A 20,495-nucleotide genomic window follows, 5' to 3' on the forward strand; every position below is an offset into this window, starting at 1 on the left:
CCGCACCGTACGCCGCGCGTCACGCGTCCGCGCGGCCGGACGGCCCCCTGTGCAGCGATCGGATGACGGAACCGTCACGATCGGGCCACGACCCCCCGTCCGCGCGCCGCCCGCCCCTACCGTCGCCGCATGAGACGACACCACGCGCGAGGACGCAGGACCGCACTGCTGGCCGCCGTTCCCCTGCTGCTGGTCGGGGTCCTCGCGGGCTGCTCCGCGAGCGACTCGGGGGGCTCCGAGGCTGCGTCCGACGCGGCCGGCCCGCTGCAGGAGGCGCCGCAGGCCGCCGACGTCGCCGGGGGCGAGGCCGGTGCCGAGCGCGCGGCGGAGGACGTGGGGTCGGGCTCCCGGCAGGTCGTCACGAGCGGCGAGGTGCTCCTCACGTCGGAGGAGCCGCGCGACGCCGCCGACGAGGTGGTCCGGCTCGTGGAGGCGGCCGACGGGCGCGTCGACGAGCGCTACGAGCGCGCCGCGACCTCGGGGCAGGGGGCCGGCGCCGAGCTGCTGGTCCGCGTGCCGTCCGACGACCTCACCCCGACGCTCGACGCGCTCGAGCAGATCGGCACGGTCGAGTCGGTCAACCTGTCCGCGGAGGACGTGACGGCGCGCAGCACCGACCTCGACGCCCGGATCCGGTCGCTGCAGATCTCGGTCGCCCGCATGGAGGACCTGCTCAGCAAGGCTACGACGAGCGAGGACCTCATCACCGCCGAGGTCGCGCTGTCCGAGCGGCAGACGAACCTCGAGACGCTGCAGGGGCAGCGCGCCCGCCTCGCGGAGCAGGTCGCGCTCTCGACGCTGCGGGTGTCGATCACCGAGCCGTCCGAGGAGCCGGAGGTCGCCGCGCCCGCGCCCGAGGGGTTCCGCGACGGGCTCGCCGTCGGGTGGGAGTCGCTCGTCTCGATGCTCCGGGGGCTCGTGGTCGTGCTCGGCGTGCTGCTGCCGTGGCTCGTGCTCGGCGGGCTCGTGGCGTTCGGCGTCGTCCGCCTGACCCGGTGGGTGCGCAGCCGCCGGCCGGACCCCGTGCCGCAGCCGTACCCGTCGGGTCCGTGGGTCGGTGCGCCGTCGACCGGCACTCCGCCCGCGTACGGTGCCCGCGCGCCGCAGCCGGGTCCGTACGGCGGCCCGCCTGTCGCGCAGCCCGAGGCGTCCCCGGAGCAGTCCCCGGGCGCGCCGGCCGCCGAGCAGCCGGCGCCGGACCCGACGCCGAACCCGGCGCAGGAGCGCTGACCGGACGACGTCTCCCCGCCGCCCGGGAGCACCGGGCGGCGGTGGGCCGCCGCGTCAGGCCGTCCGGGCGACGACCTCGTCCGGCTCGGTGCTCGCGAGCCTCCGCGCGAGGACCGCGCACGTCGCGAGCTGCAGCTGGTGGAACACGATGACGGGGAGCGCGACGCTGGCCGCGACGACCGGGCTGAACAGCACCGACGCCATGGGCAGCCCGGTCGCGAGGCTCTTCTTCGACCCGCACATGAGCAGCGCGATCCGGTCGGGCCGGTTCAGCCCGATCCGCCCGCCGACGCCCCACGTCGTCGCGAGCATGACGGCGAGCAGCACGGCGCACACGACGAGCAGCACGACGAGCGACACCCACGTGATCTCGTCCCACGCGCCCGAGACCTGCGCCTCGCTCACCGACGCGTACGCGACGAGCAGGATCGCGGCCCGGTCGGTCACGAGGGTCAGCGGCCGGTGCGCGCGCACCCACCGCCCGATCCACGGCTGCACGGCCTGCCCGACGACGAACGGCACGAGCAGCTGCAGAAGCGTCGCGGCGGCGGACCCGCCGAGCGGTCCCCCGGTCCGGCTGAGCAGCACCGCGACGAACAGCGGCGTCAGCACGATCCCGAGCACGTTCGACACGGTGGCGCCGCAGATCGCCCCGGCGACGTTGCCGCGCGCGATCGAGGTGAAGACGACCGACGACTGGATGGTCGACGGCAGCACGGACAAGAACAGCAGCCCGGTCTTGAGCTCGTCGGCGAGCACCGCATCGGGCAGCAGCTGGATCGCCAGGCCCAGCAATGGGAAGACGAGGTAGGTCGAGGCGAGCATCGACCCCTGCAGCTTCCAGGCGCGCAGCCCGTCCCACACCTCGCGCGTCGCCATGCGGGCGCCGTAGAGGAAGAACAGGACGACGATCGCGGCGGTCTTCACCGTGCCGAGCACGTCGGCGGCGACGCCGTCGGCCGGGAGCACGAGCCCCAGGACGAGCACCGCGACGATCATGACGACGAGCGGGTCGATCCACGCCTTCACGGCGGACCAGGTGCGGCGCGCGCCGCCGGGGGACTCGGAGGGGCTGCCGGGCATCGCGTCATCATGCCACCGGGAGGTTTCGTCCCCGGCACGCGCTCACGCCGGCCCGTCGTCTCCCCGACGGTTCCTGCCTGCGGGCTCGGCCGGGCCTCGACTGCCGTCCCCACGGCCCCGCAGGTAGCCGCTCTGTCCCAGCTCTGGCGCGGATCGTCCGGATAGTCTTACTATCCAGAAAGTAAGTTGCTCCCAACGTCGGGAGCAGGCTGCGCCGTCGTACCGCACCACCGGACTCACAAGGTCGTGACCGTCCCCCGCTGCAGGTGCACCACCGTTCGCCTGCGGTCCCCCTGCCCCGCGGCACCCGTGCGCCGCGGGTCCTCCGCGTGCCCTCTCCGAGCTGTCAGGAGCCTCTCCATGGCCCGATCTGCAGGAACCGTCCCCCGCGTGGCGCTCACGGCGCCCACCTGGCGCCGGCCCGTCCTCGTGCTCCTCCTCGTCGCGACGCTCCTGTCGTTCGCGACCCTCACCCCCCTCGTCCCGGTCGCGCACGCGGCCGGCCCGCTGATCTCCCAGGGCAAGCCCGTGACGGCGTCGTCCGTGGAGAACGCGGGCACCCCGGCCGCGAGCGCCGTCGACGGCGACACGGGCACCCGCTGGTCGAGCGCCTCGGCCGACCCGCAGTGGATCCAGGTCGACCTCGGCGGCACCTACGCGATCGACCAGGTCGTGCTCCGCTGGGAGGCCGCGTACGCGCGGTCGTACCAGGTCCAGGTCGCGAGCTCGCCGACGGGCCCGTGGACGGACGTCCACGCGACGACCACCGGCGACGGCGGCGTCGACACCCTCGCGGTGACCGGCAGCGGCCGCTACGTGCGCGTGCTCGGCACGCAGCGCGCGACAGGCTACGGCTACTCGCTGTGGGAGCTCCAGGTCTTCGGGACCGGGACGACGACGCCCACGTGCAGCACCGGCACGAACGCGGCGCTGGGCAAGGCGGCCTCCGCCTCCTCGACGGAGAATGCGGGCACCCCGGCGTCCGCCGCGGTCGACGCGAGCACGACGACGCGCTGGGCGAGCGCCTTCTCCGACCCGCAGTGGATCCAGGTCGACCTCGGCAGCACGCAGAGCATCTGCCGCGTGGTGCTGAGCTGGGAGGCGGCGTACGGCCGCGCCTACCAGATCCAGACGAGCGGCTCCGCGAGCGGCCCCTGGACGACGATCTACTCGACGACGACGGGCGACGGCGGCATCGACACCCTCGCCGTCGAGGGCAGCGGGCGCTACGTCCGGATGAACGGCACGGCCCGCGGCACCGGCTTCGGGTACTCGCTGTTCGACTTCCAGGTCCTCACCACGACGACGGGCGGCACCACGTGCGCCGCGCAGCCGACGGTCCCGGACTTCGGCCCGAACGTCCGCATCTTCGAGGACAGCACGCCCGACGCGACGATCCAGGCGTCGCTCAACCAGGTCTTCGAGGCGCAGAAGGACACCCAGGCCCACCAGTTCCACGACCGGCGCGACGCGCTGCTGTTCAAGCCCGGCTCATACGACATCTACGCGAACATCGGCTTCAACACCTCGATCCAGGGTCTCGCGCAGAACCCCGACGGCGTCACCATCAACGGCGCGGTCACGGTCGACGCGTTCAACGCGAGCGACGCCGGCAACGCGACGCAGAACTTCTGGCGCAGCGCCGAGAACATGACGATCAACACGAACGGCGGCCGCAACCGCTGGGGCGTCTCCCAGGCCGCACCGTTCCGCCGCATGAACGTCCTCGGCGGCCTCGACCTGTTCCCCGCGTCGTACGGCTGGTCGTCGGGCGGCTACATCTCCGACACCCGCGTCACCGGCTCGGTCGAGTCCGCGTCGCAGCAGCAGTGGTTCACGATGAACAGCAACCTCGGCAGCTGGAGCGGCTCCAACTGGAACATGGTCTTCTCGGGCGTCAACGGCGCCCCGGCGACGAACTTCTCGACCTCGCCCAGCGGCGTGCACCACACGAACGTCGGCAGCACGCCGGCCTCGCGCGACGTCCCGTACATCTACGTCGCGGGCAACGAGTACCGCCTGTTCCTGCCGTCCCTGCGCACGAACGCGACCGGCGCCAGCTGGGCCGTCGGCTCCCCGACGCCGGGCTCGTCCGTGAGCTTCAGCCAGGTGTTCGTGGCCCGCCCGTCGGACAGCGCCGCGACGATCAACGCCCGCATCGCGGGCGGCTGCCACGTCGTGTTCACGCCCGGCATCTACGACCTCGACGCCCCGATCGTCGTGAACCGGGCCGACACGGTCCTGCTCGGCATGGGCTACGCCACGCTCGTCCCGCAGGGCGGCGTCACGGCCATCGCGGTCGGCGACGTCGACGGCGTCCGCGTGAAGGGCATGTTCATCGACGCCGGCACCACGAACAGCACCGCCCTCATGACGGTCGGCACCACCGCGGGCATCGGCACCAACCGCGCCGCCAACCCGGTCACCGTCCAGGACGTGTTCTTCCGCATCGGCGGCCGCGTGGCCGGCAAAGCGACGAACTCCCTCGTCGTCAACAGCAGCAACACGATCGTCGACCACACCTGGATGTGGCGCGGCGACCACGGCAACGCGGGCACGATCGGCTGGACCATCAACACCGCCGACACCGGCCTCGTCGTCAACGGCAACAACGTGCTCGCGACCGGCCTGTTCGTCGAGCACTACCAGAAGTACGAGGTCATCTGGAACGGCCAGGGCGGCCGGGTCATCTTCTTCCAGAACGAGAAGCCCTACGACCCGCCGAACCAGGCCGCGTGGATGAACGGCAGCCGCCAGGGCTACGCGTCCATCAAGGTCGCCGACTCGGTCACGTCGTTCCGGGCGCAGGGCCTCGGCAGCTACGTGTTCTTCCAGAACAACCCGTCGGTCAACCTGTTCCACACCTTCGAGGCGCCGGTGAACCCGAACGTGCGCTTCGAGAACATGGCGGTCGTGTCACTCGGCGGGGTGGGCAGCATGTCCCACGTCATCAACGGCACGGGCCCGGGGGTGAACAGCACGACGATGAACGCGTACATGCCGAGCTACCCGTGACGGCTACCGCCCCGGGCGCTCCGCCTTTGTAGGTCCCCGCACGTCGAGCACGCCGGCCGGCCCGTCCGACGGGTCGGCCGGCGTCGTCGTGTCGGCCCTCCGACGGGTCGACCGCGCCGCGCGGTGCACGTGAAGGCGGGGCGACCGCGCGAGCCTTGACGGCCTCGAGGCACACGCGGAGCGTCGGACGTGGCCGTCGTGCCGTCGGCCGCACGCCCGCTCGACGTCAGGAGCCGCCATGCGTAAGCCACTCGCCGCAGCCGTCGCCGCCGTGCTCGGGGCGGTCGCCCTGACGGGTGCGTCCGTCGGGGGCGACTCGGTCGACCGGGGCCGGGGCCACGACCGCACCCTCACCTTCGACGTCCAGTTCTCCGGCTTCTTCCTGCTCGACTTCGGGCCGGACGGGGTGCGCGAGGTCACGTCGATCACCGACCCGGACCTCAGCCCGAGCCGCGGCGACCAGATCGTCTTCGAGGACGCCCTGCTGCGCGGCGGCCGGGAGGTCGGCGCCGGCGGAGGGACGTGCACGGTCACGGCCGTCGTCCCCGCCGACCCGCCGCTCGCGCTCGCGTGCCAGGTCAGCTACCAGCTGCCCGACGGGCAGATCACCGCCCAGGGCCGGGCGTCGAACGCTCCGGTGAAGACGCTCGCCGTCGTCGGCGGGACCGGGCGGTACGTCGGCGCGAGCGGCGAGCTCGTCCTGACCGAGCTGGGCAACGAGGAGAACACCGGGCGGCTGGTGATCACGCTCACCCGGCGGTGACCGCGTGGCGGTGCGGCCGACCGTCGCCCGTCGCGAGGCGCCCGTCGGCCGTCGGCGGTCGGCGAGGCGCCCGCCTGACGGGGCCTTGCGCGCCGAGCCCGGTCGGGGCGACGCTGGGGCATGGCCTGCGCACACGGACCCCGCACCCCGGGTCTGCTGCGCCCTGCGTTCGTACGCTAGCCCTCGCCGTCCTGCCGGACACCGGGCGAGGGCTCTCCTGTGCTCGTCGAGCAGACCTCGACCGAGCGGCTACCCCCAGGACCCAGGACGAACGGACGCACGACCATGACTGCCTCGACGACCCCACCCCCGACCGCCACCCCGACGACCCCACGCGAGCGCTACCGGCGCTGGCAGGAATCCGGCGCCTTCGCGCCCGACCGCACGCCCGGATCGCCGGCCTGGTCGATGATCCTCCCCCCGCCGAACATCACGGGCGACCTGCACCTGGGTCACGCCTACGAGCACACGCTGTCCGACACGCTGACCCGCTGGCACAGGATGCAGGGCGAGAGCACGTTGTGGCTCCCCGGGCTGGACCACGCCGCCATCGCGACGAACGCGCTGCTGGAGCGCCAGCTCCGCGCCGAGGGCACGAGCCGTGCCGAGATCGGCCGGGAGGAGTTCGCGCGGCGGGCCTGGGCCTGGAAGGACGCGTGCGAGGCGGGGATCACGACCCAGATGCGCGACCTCGGCGCGAGCCCGGACTGGGACCGGCTGACGTTCACCCTCGACGAAGGTCCGAGCCGGGTGACCCGGACGGCCTTCACCCGGCTGTTCGACGACGGGCTGATCCACCGCGCCCGGCGGGACACACTCTGGTGCCCCGGCTGCGCGACCACGCTCTCGGACATCGAGGCCGACCACGCCGGGACGCAGCCGGCGTGCTCGCGGTGCCGCTCCCGGCTGGAGATCCGGTCGACCCCGCAGTGGTACCTGCGCACGTCGGACCTGGCCGCAGCAGCGACCGACGCGGTGACCGGCGGCGCGACGCGGATCGACCCCCCCGACGCGCTCCGGGACTACCTGCGGTGGGCCGCGGACCTCGACGACTGGTGCATCTCGCGGCAGCTCTGGTGGGGCCACCGCATCCCGATCTGGTACGGACCCGGCGGACAGACCTGCGCGTTCCCGTCGGACGAGCAGATCCCCGACAGCTGGACGCAGGACGAGGACACGCTCGACACGTGGTTCTCCTCCGCGTTGTGGCCGCTGTCGACGCTGGGCTGGCCCGACGACACCGCGGACCTCCGCCGGTTCTACCCGAACAGCCTCCTCGTCACCGGCAACGACCTCATCTTCTTCTGGGCGTTGCGGATGACGCTGCTGTGCACCTACCTGACCGGGCAGCCCCCGTTCCGGCGGATGCTCTTCCACGGCATGATCCGCGACGCGCACGGCCGGAAGATGAGCAAGAGCCTCGGCAACACGGTCGACCCGCTCCCGCTCATCGCCGAGCACGGGCCCGACGCGCTCCGGCTCGCGCTCGCGCGCAGGTCCCGTCCCGGCGCCGACATCCCGTTCGGCGACGACGACCTCACCGGTGCACGCGCGTTCCTGACCAAGCTGCGCAGCATCACGGCGCTCGCGGGGAGGTTCGGGTGCACCTGGCGACGGACGCGACCGGCACCGTCGCACCTGCTCGACCGCTGGCTGCTGACCCGGCTCGACGCCGCGCTGGCACCGGCACGCACCGGGTACGACGCCGGGGACCTCGCGACCGCCGGCGACGCACTGACCCGGTTCGCCGAGGACGACCTCTCGGGTCTGCACCTCGAGGCTCGCAAGGACGAGCTGTACGCCGGCGACGCGTCGGCACGGGCAGCGCTCTCGTACACCCTGACCACGCTGCTGACCGCGCTCCACCCGATGCTGCCGTTCACCACCGAGGAGCTCGCCGAGACGCTCGGCTGGTCCGGGAACCTCGACCATGAGCCGTGCCCCGAGCCGGGTGCGCTCGACCCGGAGGCGGCGGCAGCCGGCGAGCAGCTGCGTGCCCTCCGCGACGCCACGCGCTCCCACCGCGTCCGCCAGGGCTTCTCGACCGCGCCGCTGCCCGCACGCGGACACGGGATCCCGCTGTGGACCGAGCTGTGCCGCATCGCCGGGCTCACCGACACGGCCCGACTCACCGACACGGCACCCGGCCCGGACCCCGCAAGCGAGCTCAGCGTGCTCGGGGGGACGTTGACGCTCCCTGCACGGGCCGAGCTCGACGCCACGCAGCGCCGCCTTCTGCTGCGTCGTCTCGAGCACGCGCAGACGCAGGTCGACCGGCTCTCCGCACGCCTCGCCGACCCCGGGTTCCGCGAGCGTGCACCGGCCGCCTCGCAGGAACGGGCACGGGCGGACCTCGACGCCAACACCCGCGAGCAGCGGCGGCTGCAGGCGATGCTGGAGCTGACCGCAGGGTAGGACGGCCGTGCGGCCGGCACGAAAAAGGCCCCCGGCGCTCAGGGCACCGGGGGCCGATCGTGGGTGGAGCTGAGGGGATTCGAACCCCTGACCTTCTCATTGCGAAGGCGTGCTGTGCGGTGCGCAGGGTGGTTGCGCCGCAGGTCGGGCGCTGCATAGGAGCGCCGGCAGTCGCGAGTTTTCAGGCCCGGGGGGCACCAGGGGGGCACGAGCTCACCACCCCGCTCGGAAGTCGCTCTTGCGACTCCGCCTCCTCTCTGCTCAGGTGGGACCGAGGCGCCTCGCCCGTGCGACGCGTCATCGGAGTGGCCCGTGATGAAGCGGGGGGGCTTGTTGGGCGCAACGACGCGCCCGACGGAGTTCGAGCACACGTGCTCGACGTCATGAGGCGCAGTGCGTCCCACACGACAGAACTGGTACGTACTCATCCACACGGAGGCAGTCATGATGACTGTGGCGCGCGCGTATGCCCTGACGGCGACGGAGGGCGGTTTCGGAACGACCGGGCTGTCGGCCTGGATCCAGAACAACGTCATCACGATCATCCTGCTGATGATCGCGGCAACGGCCCTGTGGGCCGGGAAGAACGGCAACATCTCCAAGGTCGTGACGATCGCGGCCTGCGCGGTGGTCGGTGTGACCGTCCTCGCGCTGGCGACCACTGGGGCGGCCATGGACGTCGGCGCCTGGCTCGTGGGTCTGTTCCGGGCCTGAGGTGCGCCATGCGCCTCCCGGACGATGACGAGATCTACGACGTCGACCAGACCTATCTCGGTCCTCCCGGCCGGTACATCGGCCGCTTCCGCTACCGCGCGATCCTCATCGGGCCCGTGGTGTTCCTGCTCGGGCTGGTCACGGTCAACCAGAGCGGCATCGGCTACTCGTTGCTGTCGGTGGGCATGCTCACGATCGGCACCGCCTGGCTGACGGGCTGGATCGTCGACCACACGAGCCAGGAGCGCCCGGTCGGGGTGCTGATCCGGACCATGTCGCACGAGCTCACGGCACGCCGGGCCGTCGTGAAGGGGCACCGCAGCCGTCGCACGCCGGCGTTCCGCGCTCCGACAACGGAGGTGGGCGCAGCCCACGACCTCCCCGTGCGCCGCCGGCGGTGGCGGTCGTACGCGAATCACGCAGCAGGTCAGGGGTCATGATGCACGTCAACCTCAAGGCTCTCTTCGTCAAGGGCACGTCGCAGCCGGAGGACGAGCCGCTGATCGACTACGACCCCGCGGAGGAGGAGGCGACGACCGGCCGGGCACCCAAGGCCGGCCGCCGTCGCCCCTCTCACCCCGATGTGCCGAAGCCGCGCGGTGCCGAGATGGGGTGGTCGCTCTCCCGGGTCGCCGGCCATGTCACGTTCACCGACCGCCGCATGACCGCGTGGTACCTGCTGGACCCGCAGATGTGGAGCTTCCGGTCGGTTGCCGATGGTGAGGCACTGATCACCGCCATGGCGGCGCAGCTCGCGGAGCTCACGGGGCGCACGATGTACGGGCGGATCACGAGCCGTCCGTATCCCGTGGCGAGCTGGGCGGCGGCGGCGTACAACAACTCCCCCGCTCCCACCCAGGGGTTCGAGAAGATCCTCGAGCGCGACCAGCTCCAGCTCGCGACCCGAATGCAGAGCGACAAGCTCGTGTACTTCGGGGTCGACCTGGGCACCCGGTCGGCGGTCGTCGACGTCACGTCACGCATGGTCTCCGACGTGGCACGGCGTGAACGCGAGGCATTGCAGGCCAAGCTCGACGAGACCGACGCGATCATGGCCGGCCCCGGCATCGAGGCGATCCCTGCCGTCGGGAACGACATGGCGTGGCTGCTGGCCCGGTCGTTCGCGCTCGGGTGCCCGGTTCCGCATCAGGACAGCGTCGAGGAGTTCTCGTGGACGAAGGAGGACCTCGACGAGTTCGCCGGCGCGGTCGACTGGACGGCCGAGCCGCTGGCTCTGTCGACCCGGATCGAGTCGACGATGGGCGACGGCCGGATCACCCGGCACGTCGTCGTGCTCACCGTGGGGCGGATGGGCGAGCTGCTGATCCCGGAGAAGGAAGAGCCGTGGATCGCCAAGACGGACAAGCTCCGCTTCCCGGTGGAGTGGTCGTTCCGGATCGACGTGCGTCGACCCGAGGACACCTCTCGTGAGATGAACAAGCTCTCGGACCGGATCGTGGCGCAGATCGACCACTACGTGAAGGACCACGAGAAGGACCCGCCTCGTCAGCTCAGCCGCCAGTCGGCTCGGGCGAGCGAGGTCGAGGACGAGATGCGCTCCGGGTTCGACGGGCTGCGCACGCGGGTCCGCGGCTGGTTCCGGATCGCTGTCTCTGGTCCGACAGAGGATGAGGCGCTAGCCCGGGCAACAGCGGTCCAGAACCTCTACAAGCCGAACATCCGGGTCGAGCGCGAGTTCGACCAGTACCGGTTGGCGCGCGAGTTCGTGCCAGGCGAGCCACTGGCGAACTTCGGCCACACGCGGCGGATGCCCGTGTTGAAGTTCGCCGCCGGCGTGCCCGCGGCGACCGCCGAGGTGGGCGACAAGCGCGGGGTGCTGCTCGGGTACACGGCCGGGTTCGCGGAACGGGCTGTCACGTGGGACCCCTGGTACGGGCCCGAGGTCGTCGAGGGTTCGGGTCTGGTCCCGCTCGTCGGCGGGCTGGGCGCCGGGAAGTCCTGGCTGATGGGCGGGGTCGTCTACAAGACGTGTGCGCAGGGCGTGACTTGGACGATCATGGATCCGTCGGGGCGCCTGGGAGCGCTGACGACGCTGCCCGAGTTCCGTGGGATGGCGCTGAACGTCAACCTGCTGGACTCGGAGCCGGGCACGCTGAACCCCTACGCGATGGTGCGCAACCCGCTGAAGCAGTGGTTCAGGGACGAAGAGAACCCCGAGGTCGCGTGGCGCCTGGCGATGAGCGCTGCGGAGGCTCAGCGGCGGGACTTGGCCTACGACACCTTGCGGTGGTGCCTGCCTCCGGCGACGGCGGTACGTGAGGAGGTGCAGAGCGTCCTTCGTGACGCGATCTCCGCGGCGCCGGCACTGGGAAGCTCCACGGTTGAGGCGGTGATGTCGGCGCTGAACGGTCGAGCGACCCGGGACCAGGACTCCATCGCCCGCACGATCCACGCCCGGCTCTGCGAGGCGAAGGAGCGTGAGCTGTCCCGCCTCTTCTTCGCCACGCCCGGTCGGGGCCACGACGGCGGCGACGTCAGCACGCCGCGGTTGACGGTGTTCAACCTCAAGGGGCTCGTCCAGGCGCAGGAGGGCAAGCCGCGGGAGGACTGGTCTTACGACGAGCTAATGAGCCGGCCGATCATGAACCTCGCTGCCTGGTCGGCGCTGCGCAACGTGTACCGGGCCGACGTGCACGAGCGGAAGGGCATCGCGATCGACGAGGCCCACGAGATCACCAAGGTCGGCACCGGCGCGACGCTCGTGCAGAAGGTCGCCACCGACACCCGCAAGCACAACATCGCGGCCCTGCTCTCGACCCAGAACGCCAGCAACGTCTTGGGCCAGAACATCAACAACTTCGTCGGCGCCGCCTTCGTCGGGAAGACGACCGACGAGCAGGCTCAGGCCGACGCCTGCCGGCTGCTGGGACTTCCGGTCGGTGTGGGCTACGAGACCGTCATGGGCCGGCTCAGCCCTCGGTCGCGCCGCTCGCACGAGCGCACCCAGGAACCGCGCGAGTTCATCTTCCGTGACGGCATGGGAGGCGACGGCGGCCGCGGCGGCATCGAGGAGATCCGCATCGACTTCACCAACCACCCTGGGCTGTCGGCGGCGCTGGACACGACGGCGGATCCGACCAAGCGTCGTTCCCTGCGCCTGCTCGACGAGAGCGCCGAGGGGGTCGCGTCATGAGGGGCGCCCGGAGCACTGTGTGGACCCGTCGAGTCGGTGCTCTCGTGGTCGCGCTCGGGGTGCTGCTCGGGGCGCCGGCGCTGGCTGCCTCGGCGGTGGCGTCGCCTGTCACTGCTGGACCCACGGTGTCGGCGATCAAGGCGTGCGCGCCGGCCCCGGCGCCGAACCGGCCGAGCGCAGGTCTGCCCGGCAAGCTGACGCCACCTCCGCCTGGGAGCAGCCCCGGCGATCCGTTCTCGGATCCCGACGTCGCGATCTCCGACGTGTACGGCTACAGCTACCGCTGGGTGAACTACGACAACGGCTGCGTTCCCGGGGCCAGCTGGGGGCCCGGATTCGTGACCGGCATCGGGAACCTGCTGCTTGCTGGGTCGGCCGCCACCAACGCGCTGGTGCACAGCACGCTCGGCTTCGTTGTCGACCCGACCTGGCTCGACCCGCTCGACCAGACGATCACGGAAGCGACCGACGCGGTCCGGACCGGGGTGTGGGCGCCGTGGATCACGGTCGCGCTCGTTCTCGTCGCGGCGACGGTTCTCGCTGCGGCGGCCAGGGCCGAGGTCTCGAACGCGGTGACGTCAGCCGCGTGGGCGCTCCTCGTCCTCGTGGCCACGACGTACGTCATGAGCTACCCGATCTCCTCCGCGCGAGCGGTGGACGGCCTGATCCAGCAGACCGTGACCGCCTCGGCTCAGGCGACGTCGACCGACGACGCGGACGACGCGACGGATGCGCTGACCCGTCAGATGGACACGATCAACCGGAACAGCCTGTACAGCGCCTGGGTCGAGGGAACCCTCGGCTCGTCGGACAGCGCCGTCGCACGCGACTACGGACCCGACCTCTTCCGCGCGTCGCACATGACCTGGTGGGAGGCGGAAACGCTCGACGCGGACGCGACCGCTGGGCAGGCGCTCATCGAGGAGAAGAAGACGCTGTGGAGTGAGACCGCGGCGAAGGTGGAGAGCGCCGACCCGCTTGCGTACCAGCAGCTCACCGGGAACCAGGGGCGGTGGGACGCCGCGGCGACCGTCGCGATCATGACGGCAATCACCATGCCGTTCCTGCTCGTGGCCGGCGTCTTCGTCGTCATCGCCTACACGGTGACCAGGCTGTTTATCCCCCTTGCACCGGCGCTAGGGGTGTTCGGGATGCTCGAGCTGGGACGTGGCTGGGTCATCGGCGTCGTGGGGCAGCTCGGGCGGTTCCTCATCATGGGTCCGCTGTACTGGATCGGGGCGCTGCTGAACCTCGCCCTGATCTCGTCGGTATTCGCATCGGACGTGCCCTTCGCGTTGCAGGCCGTCATCGCCCTGGCGCTCCCGTTGATGCTGTTCAAACTCCTGCGCCCGAGGACGTCCGTGCCGGGCTCCAGGCTCGCGCGACGCCTCGGCCGGCTGGCGGTGCGGACCGCCGCGACCAAGGGGGCGGTCAAGGCCGGCGTCGACGACGCGATCACGCCCGATACGAAGGTCGGCGCCAGCAGCGCCGGGCCTGTCGCTCATGTCCCGTCGACCGGGGATGACGGGAACTCCGCACGTCAGGCTGCGCACGCCACGGCATCATCGCCCGCGCTCATTGGGGCCGCGGTTGATGGGCGCGGAACGTCCAGAGCACGCCCGGAGCTCATCGAGTGGGCTGAGCAACCACGTTCGGGTCAGGATCTGGAGTTCGCGATGGGCGGGGGTGCTGCGGCTCGACGAGCTGGTGCTGCCACGGTCGCTGTCGAGCAGAGGGTGAGAGCGACCGAGCTCGACCGAGCGGAGGCATGGCGCGAGCACCCGGCCCTCACGCCAGGCGAGGGCTTGGATCGGCCACACGGACCGGTCATGCGAGACGGGAAGACCGTCGCAGCGTCGCACTCGGCGTCCGCCGGCGACGAGGAGAACCTGGCAGCGCCCGCCGCCTCACGGCTCGTGGGTCCTGAAGACCACGTGCCCGTGGATATCGCAGAAGCGAATGTCCGTGAAGAGGGCGGCGAGCACGTCTTCGTCCTCTGGCGACCCGATCCGGCGGGCAGGACTTCGAGCGCTGACGCGGATGACCGGGGAGGTGGGCGCTGATGTGGCACCTGTTTGGCCCGATCGTGCGCTGGCCACTGCACTCCCCCGGGCGCCTGCTCGGTGTCATCGCCATGGCAGTCGCGGCAGTCCTGGCTCTGGGGGCGATCAACGACCGCGGGTCGACGTCCGACGCGGTCTCCCCGGAGGCCTCCACATCGACGCCGAGCACCACGCGGTCGCCCTCGAACGAGCCGTCCACTCCGTCGCCGGACCGCACCGCGGCACCACAGAGCACGGGTAAAGCAAGCTCGACGAGCGCCGGCACCGACGCCTTCAGTGAGGACCCGGCAGCCAACAGCGCCATCGTCGCGGCACAAGACGCCGCAGCGGAGTTCGTCGCTGCGTGGGCGCGCCCGGACCTGGACCCGGCGACGTGGCAGAGCGGCCTGACTCCGCACGCGACGCCCGAACTCCGGCAGGCCCTCGCGGACACAGACCCGGCCAACGTGCCCGCGGTGACCGTCTCCGGGCAGCCCGTCCAGGTCGCCATCAACGCCGAGGCCGGCGTGTTCGACGTACCGACCACGGGCCGGTTCGTCCGAGTGTTCGTCGAGCTCGTCGACGGGATCTGGCTTGCCTCCGACGTGCAATCGACGGCCGCGCCGGAAGTCGCCGCGGGCGGCTGACATGGACGTCCTGACGTCGATCGGTGCGTGGGCCGCCCAACAGGGCGCGTCGTGGCTGGTTCGCAACCGTGGCCGGATCGCAGCCCTCGTCGGCATCCTTGCGGCCGGTGCATTCCTCGTCGGTGCTGGGATCGGCGCGAGCGTGTCCGGTCAAGGTTCCGACGAGCAAGCTCGAGCGACCTGCCGGGCGATGGGCTTCACCGTCGCGAACAGCCCTGGAGGTGCCGAAGGGGGGTACGTACCCGCACCGGTCAACGCTGCTCCCGCGATCCCCGAGGGCGGCCTCGTCGACGGGTTCGGTCCAGGCGAGAACGAACAGATCGCCGTCGCACAGGCAATCGTCGCCGCGGGCACTGCGGCCGGCGTTGGCACACGCGGGATGACCGTCGCCATCGCCGCGGCACTACAGGAATCGGGACTCCGCCAGCTCGACTATGGCGATCGTGACTCGCTCGGGCCCTTCCAGCAGCGCCCATCGCAGGGATGGGGCACCCCGGAGCAGGTGACCGACGCCAACTTCGCAGCACGCGCGTTCTTCGGTGGCGCCAACTCCCCGCACTTCGACGCCGCTCGAGGGACGGCCAGTCCAGGCGGGTTGATCGAGGTGGTCGGCTGGGAGCAGATGCCGGTCACCGTGGCCGCGCAAAAGGTGCAGCGCTCGGCGTTCCCCAACGCGTACGCCAAGCACGAGGTCAGAGCGACACGGATCGTCGCAGCACTCACGGGCGGCGCACCGATCCCAACCTTGCTGCCGGCGGACAGCACTGGCACCGGTGGAAGCAGCGACGCGGCCATCGTCACGGCCGAGAACTACCGAGCGAGCGGCTTCGACATCGACGGCTTCTGCGCTGCGAATACAGCCAACCCCAGCGCCTTGATGAGCGGTGGCGAGACGATCCCCGCAGGCGCGTGGACCGCTCCCCTGGCGAGCTTGATCACCTCGGAGTTCGGGATGCGGCTGCACCCGATCCACCACGTATGGAAGCTCCACGAGGGGACGGACTTCGCCGCGGCAGTGGGGACGCCTCTGCGCGCGGCCTCGGATGGCGTGGTCAAGAAGGTGACCTGGTACGGCGGTGGTGGGCTGATCGTCGCTGTGGAGCACGCGGGTGGGGTGGAGACGTGGTTCCTCCATCTGTCGCAAGTTGTGGTGGCTCCGGGTGACGCGGTCGCTGGTGGACAGGTGATCGCTCTGTCAGGGAACAGCGGCACCGGCACTGGGCCGCACTTCCACCTGGAGACGCATGTCGGCGGGGTTCCGGTCGACCCCGTGCAGTTCATGCGTGAGCGAGGCGTCGAACTGACGGGAGGGGCGCCGTGAGTGAGTCGTGGGATGCCGAGGTGTTCCGGGTTCCGGACATTGCCTGGCAGGCGGAGGTACCGCCGGCGCGGCACCCCATCCCGGTGCAGTACGCGCCGGACCTCGGTGTCGGCGACGAGCTCACGATTGGGTTGCCAGGGCGCTACTTCATCGACGGGCAGCTCCTCGCGCGCGCCGAGCGGGAGGTGATCGCGCTGCACGGGCAGGCTGACGACCTCGAGTCGCTGGCGGTTGCGGCGCCGTACGCCTTCTGGCTGGCGAAGGCCTACCCGAGGGCAGGCCTCACGATGCAGTGGTGGCCCATCGCGTACTCCTGGATCTACCGCGACGCGGTGCGGCCGGATGAGCAACGTCCTGACGTAGCAACGGCGGCGCGCCTCAACGAGACGGAATCCTGGCTCAATCATGTGCGCCCAACGCTGGACGAGCCTCCGGTCCGGCGGCCGACTCCCGCACGCATGGCTGGGTCACTGTCTGGTCGCGTCGTCCGCATGCAGCATGATCGTGGGCTGTGGTCGTGGTGGGTCGCAGTGAGCGAGCCGATCGACGACGGCGGAGACTTCCTGGTTCACGTGGTGAGTCCCCGGAACTACTGGCTGTCGCAAGTCACATTCGACCCTGCTGTGAGGCAAGAGGCTGTTTCGCTCCACCGACTGTTCACGTACGAATGATCGTCAGCACAGCACATCTGCGCCTATAGACGAACTTCGTGCCGCTCTTGCGCACCTGGCAACGCCACGCCTCGGGGAAAACCATCTGGATAGTCGCGGCATATGCGCGAAACACACACTGGGCGACGGCTGGTACCATGCGCAGCATGGGCGACGGGGAAGACAGGCGACAGCAGCGCGAAGTTGACTCGGACATGCGGCTCGCGCAGCTTGCACAGGCCTTGGAAGGCGCGATCGCTGGTAAACAGGATGGCCGAACCAGCGGCACACCCGTCGAGATTGGAGATATGACGATCTTTTGCGCCGGGTCCTTCGCCCGAGGCGAAGGTTCACCGCATTCGGATATCGACCTGTTCTTCGCCTATCCTGACGACGGAGCTGCGCCGGATCTTCCGCGCACTAACGAACTCAAGCTCTTTGGCCGACTCATCGATGTTGTGGACGAACTCGGCTTCCCGCCCTTTTCCCGGGATGCCATGTACTTGGAATCCGTCCGCACAAACAGCCTGATGCCGCACCTCGGCGGTCCGAAGGATGACGACACAAACTTCTTCACCCTTCGAATGCTCATGCTTTTGGAGAGCCGCTGCCTGGTTGGCCGTGAGTCCTACAATGCGATAGTAAGCCAAATCCTAGACTGGTACTTCTACGACGCCCCTAAGCACGAAGAAGATTTCGAGCCGTGGGCTCTATACAACGATATCATCCGCTACTGGCGAACAATGCTTCTCAACTATGAGAACGCAAACTTCCGGAAGCGAGGGGCGCCGGAAGGAGAGCGCGCCGATGAAGCGGAGAGGCAAGCAGAACGTCGCGCACGGAAGTTCAAGCTCAGTTTCAGTCGAGCTACTACGTGCTTCGCAACGATTGCAGCGATCGCCGCCGCGGAGCGTCCGGCGACAAAACAGAGCATCACCGAACTCGTTGCGATCTCGCCGATGGCCCGCTTGCAAACCGTTCCGAGAAGTGTTCCCGCAACAGCGCCGATTGTGAACCTGTTGACTCACGACTACGAGTGGTTCCTTAGCCAAACCGCACAGAGCAAAGCAGATCTTCACGCGGCCATGTCCGATGATGAAAGCCGCAAGGGGCTAAGCGAACGGGCCCGCGTGTATGGTGACAGGCTTTACGAGCTGCTGTGCGCAATCGACTCGAATCGCACTTCCGGAGCGCGCGGCCTCGTTCGCTACCTGGTGGTTTGACGTTGTCACGACGCTCGGCCTACCTGCTTCACCTGCCAAGCGGCGACGCATCGAGTTGCTTGGAACTGATGCGCCGCCTCCTCCAACCTCGCTCTCGATCCTTGCCTCACGTCACGGTGCGATACACCGCGAACATGTTGCGACAAACGGACGTCGACGACATGTACGAGGGATTCAAGGTGGATGATCTGACGATCGCTGAGCCAACCACCTTTGACGCCTTCGGAACCACCGAACCCGCGCTCAAGACACTCCTCTTTCGTTGTGAATCCGAGAGCATTGAGCATCTCTCGTACCGGCCCCGGTTTACCGACAGCTTCTTTCATTTGACGGTCTACGACGGTCCACGAAGCATCCTCGCTCGTCAGGCGATGGGCGCGCTGCGGGACCAGATGACCGGATACCTCCTCGATCTGAGGGGAACGGCTACCATCTCGAGAATTCGACCGGCGGTTCCGCGCATTACCGTTGGCGAACAATGGATTTACATGACGGATGAGGCGCGGCGGTTCGCTGCGAATCGACTCGGCTTAACACCAGAGGACATGATCGGGCTGGGCGCTTCGGAGCGTCTCGTTGCGATACGAGAGCTGACATCGCTATTAATGGCTAGTCACGACATCGTGGTATCGGAGGATTCGTCCCGCCCACAGCTGAAGCCCTTCCGCCACCTCGAGCACGAGCCACAAGGACTTGCCGCTCAGTTTCTGCAGCCGTCATTCTGGCACGACAGCGAGATCCCGGGCCAACCAAGTGAGGCAGAAGAGAAAGCGATGCGCAGGGCAACCGGCACGGTATTGACGCCGCCGGAAATCGCCCTAGATATGGCCTTTGAAGGCGTCCAACTGCACGATGACGGCCCGATTTTTATGGGCGACCCTGCGGTCGGAACTGGCCTTCTCTACGCTGCGCTTAAGAACGTGGCCGGCGAGGCACGGATCGCGCACGCGGAGGGCTTCGAGCGCGACACGGCGCGTGCGCTAGCGACAGCGAGAAGATGGAGAAGGGGAGACCTAGAGGTAGTGGCTCGCGACTTCTTGCAGGCGAGTCTTAGCCAGCACGCCGTTGACAGAAGCCTGATCCTCGCAAATCCCCCGTATCTGCGATACGAAAAGCAAGATCGGGAGGAACTACACGCCGTTTCAGAACTCCTCCGGTCAAAGCTGGGAATCACTCCGCCGCCACGATCAAACCTGTACGTTCACTTCATCCTTTCGGCACACCTCTGGATGAGGCCTGGCGGGGTGGGTGTCTGGCTGCTTCCCGCTGAGTTCATGAATACCGGCTATGGACGAGCATTGCGCGAGTACTTAACGCAGCAGGTGACTCTCGTGAGCGTTCATGTGTACTCGGACAGCGAATTGATGTTTGATAACGCGCGAGTCGCCCCGACCTTGGTGGCATTCAAGAATGTCGCCCCTTCCGAGGAGGCGACGGTGCGCTTCTCGTTCGGGAGCCGCGCACGGACACCACAACGCTTGCGACTCGTCGATGTGCCGCTTCTGCGGATCAGTGCTTCGTGGGACCCCTACGTGCCGTGGCGCGAGGCAGAGCCCAGCCCGCCTCCGAGTGAAGGTGTTCAGATCGGCGACATATTCCACGTACGTCGCGGATTGGCTACCGGCGGAAACGCGTTCTTCGTGATCAGCACAGCCCTAAAGAACGAGCTTGGAGTGCCCGATCGTTGGGTGAAGCCTGTGCTACCTAAGTCAAGGTTTATCGAGTCCGGGATCGTCGAGGCGGATGCGGATGGGCTCCCGATCTTGCCTCGCGTCGACTGGCTTATCGACTCTGGCGAACCTGTCGATCGAGTTAAAGAAGAAGCGCCGCAGTTTGCGGCCTACTTGAGGGAAGTTCCGGCCGCGGTTGCGCGCGGCTACCTGGTTCGACGCAGAGGCTACATCTACAGGCAGGAGAATCTTGAGTCTCCCATGTTTGTTTTTGTATCCATGGCGCGCGCGGCGCGGACGAGCAGCGGTGGAAGATTTATTTATAACAAGTCTCGGGCACTAGCACTAAATAACTACCATGTGCTCATACCGAAGGCCCGAACGCTGCAATGGATCGAGTCTGGAATCGTTACGCCGACAGCGCTGTATGAAGCTCTTCGTTGCATCAGCGTCGAGCAGTACGACTTTGTGGGCAGGAGACACGCGTCAGCTCTGATGAAGATTGAGCCAGGTGCGCTGCGCAGCTTGCGGATACCCATCGTCGACATCCCTCCCAGCGAAGGGTAAC

Annotated in this window: 14 protein-coding genes; 13 read left to right on the forward strand and 1 reads right to left on the reverse strand. The window is 69.2% G+C overall.

The window, feature by feature from the left end; translation table 11 throughout:
* The first annotated feature begins 129 nt into the window (after positions 1-129).
* Positions 130-1,230 carry a DUF4349 domain-containing protein gene (locus CCE01nite_RS18310; protein ID WP_052103798.1) on the forward strand — a complete coding sequence of 367 codons (1,101 nt, stop codon included), beginning with the start codon at positions 130-132 and terminating at the stop codon, positions 1,228-1,230.
* 54 nt (positions 1,231-1,284) lie between these two features.
* On the opposite strand, the gene CCE01nite_RS18315 is transcribed toward CCE01nite_RS18310, so the two are convergent.
* On the reverse strand, positions 1,285-2,313 hold the full coding sequence (locus CCE01nite_RS18315; RefSeq protein WP_141372788.1) for a bile acid:sodium symporter family protein: 1,029 nt from the start codon (positions 2,311-2,313) through the stop codon (positions 1,285-1,287).
* Between the two features lie 360 nt (positions 2,314-2,673).
* Between CCE01nite_RS18315 and CCE01nite_RS18320 the strand changes: the two genes are divergently transcribed.
* From CCE01nite_RS18320 to CCE01nite_RS18375, 12 genes are all read left to right on the forward strand, one after another.
* Entirely contained in the window at positions 2,674-5,328 is a 2,655-nt protein-coding gene (locus CCE01nite_RS18320) for a discoidin domain-containing protein (RefSeq protein ID WP_084142547.1), read from the forward strand.
* A 238-nt stretch (positions 5,329-5,566) separates the two neighbouring features.
* Positions 5,567-6,091: an allene oxide cyclase barrel-like domain-containing protein gene (locus tag CCE01nite_RS18325; protein ID WP_034627245.1), complete on the forward strand. Its 525-nt coding sequence runs from the start codon at positions 5,567-5,569 to the stop codon at positions 6,089-6,091.
* Positions 6,092-6,376: 285 nt separating this feature from the next.
* On the forward strand, positions 6,377-8,506 hold the full coding sequence (locus CCE01nite_RS18330; protein WP_084142546.1) for a class I tRNA ligase family protein: 2,130 nt from the start codon (positions 6,377-6,379) through the stop codon (positions 8,504-8,506).
* Between the two features lie 444 nt (positions 8,507-8,950).
* Positions 8,951-9,220 carry a hypothetical protein gene (locus CCE01nite_RS18335; RefSeq protein WP_052103797.1) on the forward strand — a complete coding sequence of 90 codons (270 nt, stop codon included), beginning with the start codon at positions 8,951-8,953 and terminating at the stop codon, positions 9,218-9,220.
* 8 nt (positions 9,221-9,228) lie between these two features.
* Positions 9,229-9,660 carry a hypothetical protein gene (locus CCE01nite_RS18340; protein WP_034627240.1) on the forward strand — a complete coding sequence of 144 codons (432 nt, stop codon included), beginning with the start codon at positions 9,229-9,231 and terminating at the stop codon, positions 9,658-9,660.
* Positions 9,657-12,374, forward strand: coding sequence for an ATP-binding protein (locus CCE01nite_RS18345; protein WP_052103796.1), 2,718 nt, complete (start codon positions 9,657-9,659; stop codon positions 12,372-12,374). Before CCE01nite_RS18340 ends, CCE01nite_RS18345 begins: the two co-directional genes overlap by 4 nt.
* A 44-nt stretch (positions 12,375-12,418) precedes the next feature.
* Positions 12,419-14,437: a hypothetical protein gene (locus CCE01nite_RS18350; protein ID WP_141372789.1), complete on the forward strand. Its 2,019-nt coding sequence runs from the start codon at positions 12,419-12,421 to the stop codon at positions 14,435-14,437.
* Positions 14,437-15,063 (forward strand): hypothetical protein, encoded by a 627-nt coding sequence (locus tag CCE01nite_RS18355; protein ID WP_034627236.1) that lies wholly within the window; start codon positions 14,437-14,439, stop codon positions 15,061-15,063. The genes CCE01nite_RS18350 and CCE01nite_RS18355 overlap by 1 nt, the downstream gene beginning before the upstream one ends.
* A 1-nt stretch (position 15,064) precedes the next feature.
* A complete protein-coding gene (locus CCE01nite_RS18360) occupies positions 15,065-16,384 on the forward strand; it encodes a M23 family metallopeptidase (RefSeq protein WP_034627234.1) in 1,320 nt (439 codons plus the stop codon).
* Positions 16,381-17,055, forward strand: coding sequence for a hypothetical protein (locus CCE01nite_RS18365; RefSeq protein WP_034627231.1), 675 nt, complete (start codon positions 16,381-16,383; stop codon positions 17,053-17,055). Before CCE01nite_RS18360 ends, CCE01nite_RS18365 begins: the two co-directional genes overlap by 4 nt.
* Before the next feature lie 146 nt (positions 17,056-17,201).
* A complete protein-coding gene (locus CCE01nite_RS18370) occupies positions 17,202-18,257 on the forward strand; it encodes a nucleotidyltransferase domain-containing protein (protein WP_169743993.1) in 1,056 nt (351 codons plus the stop codon).
* A gap of 161 nt (positions 18,258-18,418) precedes the next feature.
* Positions 18,419-20,494, forward strand: coding sequence for an Eco57I restriction-modification methylase domain-containing protein (locus CCE01nite_RS18375; protein WP_170223989.1), 2,076 nt, complete (start codon positions 18,419-18,421; stop codon positions 20,492-20,494).
* Position 20,495 lies beyond the last annotated feature (1 nt).

The sequence above is a fragment of the Cellulomonas cellasea genome, from assembly GCF_006538745.1.
Taxonomy (GTDB): Bacteria; Actinomycetota; Actinomycetes; order Actinomycetales; family Cellulomonadaceae; genus Cellulomonas_A; species Cellulomonas_A cellasea.

What these genes read in the sequence shown, in the direction of transcription:
- CCE01nite_RS18355 (WP_034627236.1), top strand. Translation starts at nt 14,437, where the DNA reads ATGTGGCACCTGTTTGGCCCGATCGTGCGCTGGCCACTGCACTCCCCC.
- CCE01nite_RS18360 (WP_034627234.1), top strand. Translation starts at nt 15,065, where the DNA reads ATGGACGTCCTGACGTCGATCGGTGCGTGGGCCGCCCAACAGGGCGCG.
- CCE01nite_RS18315 (WP_141372788.1), bottom strand. Translation starts at nt 2,313, where the DNA reads ATGCCCGGCAGCCCCTCCGAGTCCCCCGGCGGCGCGCGCCGCACCTGG.
- CCE01nite_RS18340 (WP_034627240.1), top strand. Translation starts at nt 9,229, where the DNA reads ATGCGCCTCCCGGACGATGACGAGATCTACGACGTCGACCAGACCTAT.
- CCE01nite_RS18330 (WP_084142546.1), top strand. Translation starts at nt 6,377, where the DNA reads ATGACTGCCTCGACGACCCCACCCCCGACCGCCACCCCGACGACCCCA.
- CCE01nite_RS18345 (WP_052103796.1), top strand. Translation starts at nt 9,657, where the DNA reads ATGATGCACGTCAACCTCAAGGCTCTCTTCGTCAAGGGCACGTCGCAG.
- CCE01nite_RS18320 (WP_084142547.1), top strand. Translation starts at nt 2,674, where the DNA reads ATGGCCCGATCTGCAGGAACCGTCCCCCGCGTGGCGCTCACGGCGCCC.
- CCE01nite_RS18325 (WP_034627245.1), top strand. Translation starts at nt 5,567, where the DNA reads ATGCGTAAGCCACTCGCCGCAGCCGTCGCCGCCGTGCTCGGGGCGGTC.
- CCE01nite_RS18370 (WP_169743993.1), top strand. Translation starts at nt 17,202, where the DNA reads ATGGGCGACGGGGAAGACAGGCGACAGCAGCGCGAAGTTGACTCGGAC.
- CCE01nite_RS18335 (WP_052103797.1), top strand. Translation starts at nt 8,951, where the DNA reads ATGATGACTGTGGCGCGCGCGTATGCCCTGACGGCGACGGAGGGCGGT.
- CCE01nite_RS18375 (WP_170223989.1), top strand. Translation starts at nt 18,419, where the DNA reads ATGTACGAGGGATTCAAGGTGGATGATCTGACGATCGCTGAGCCAACC.
- CCE01nite_RS18310 (WP_052103798.1), top strand. Translation starts at nt 130, where the DNA reads ATGAGACGACACCACGCGCGAGGACGCAGGACCGCACTGCTGGCCGCC.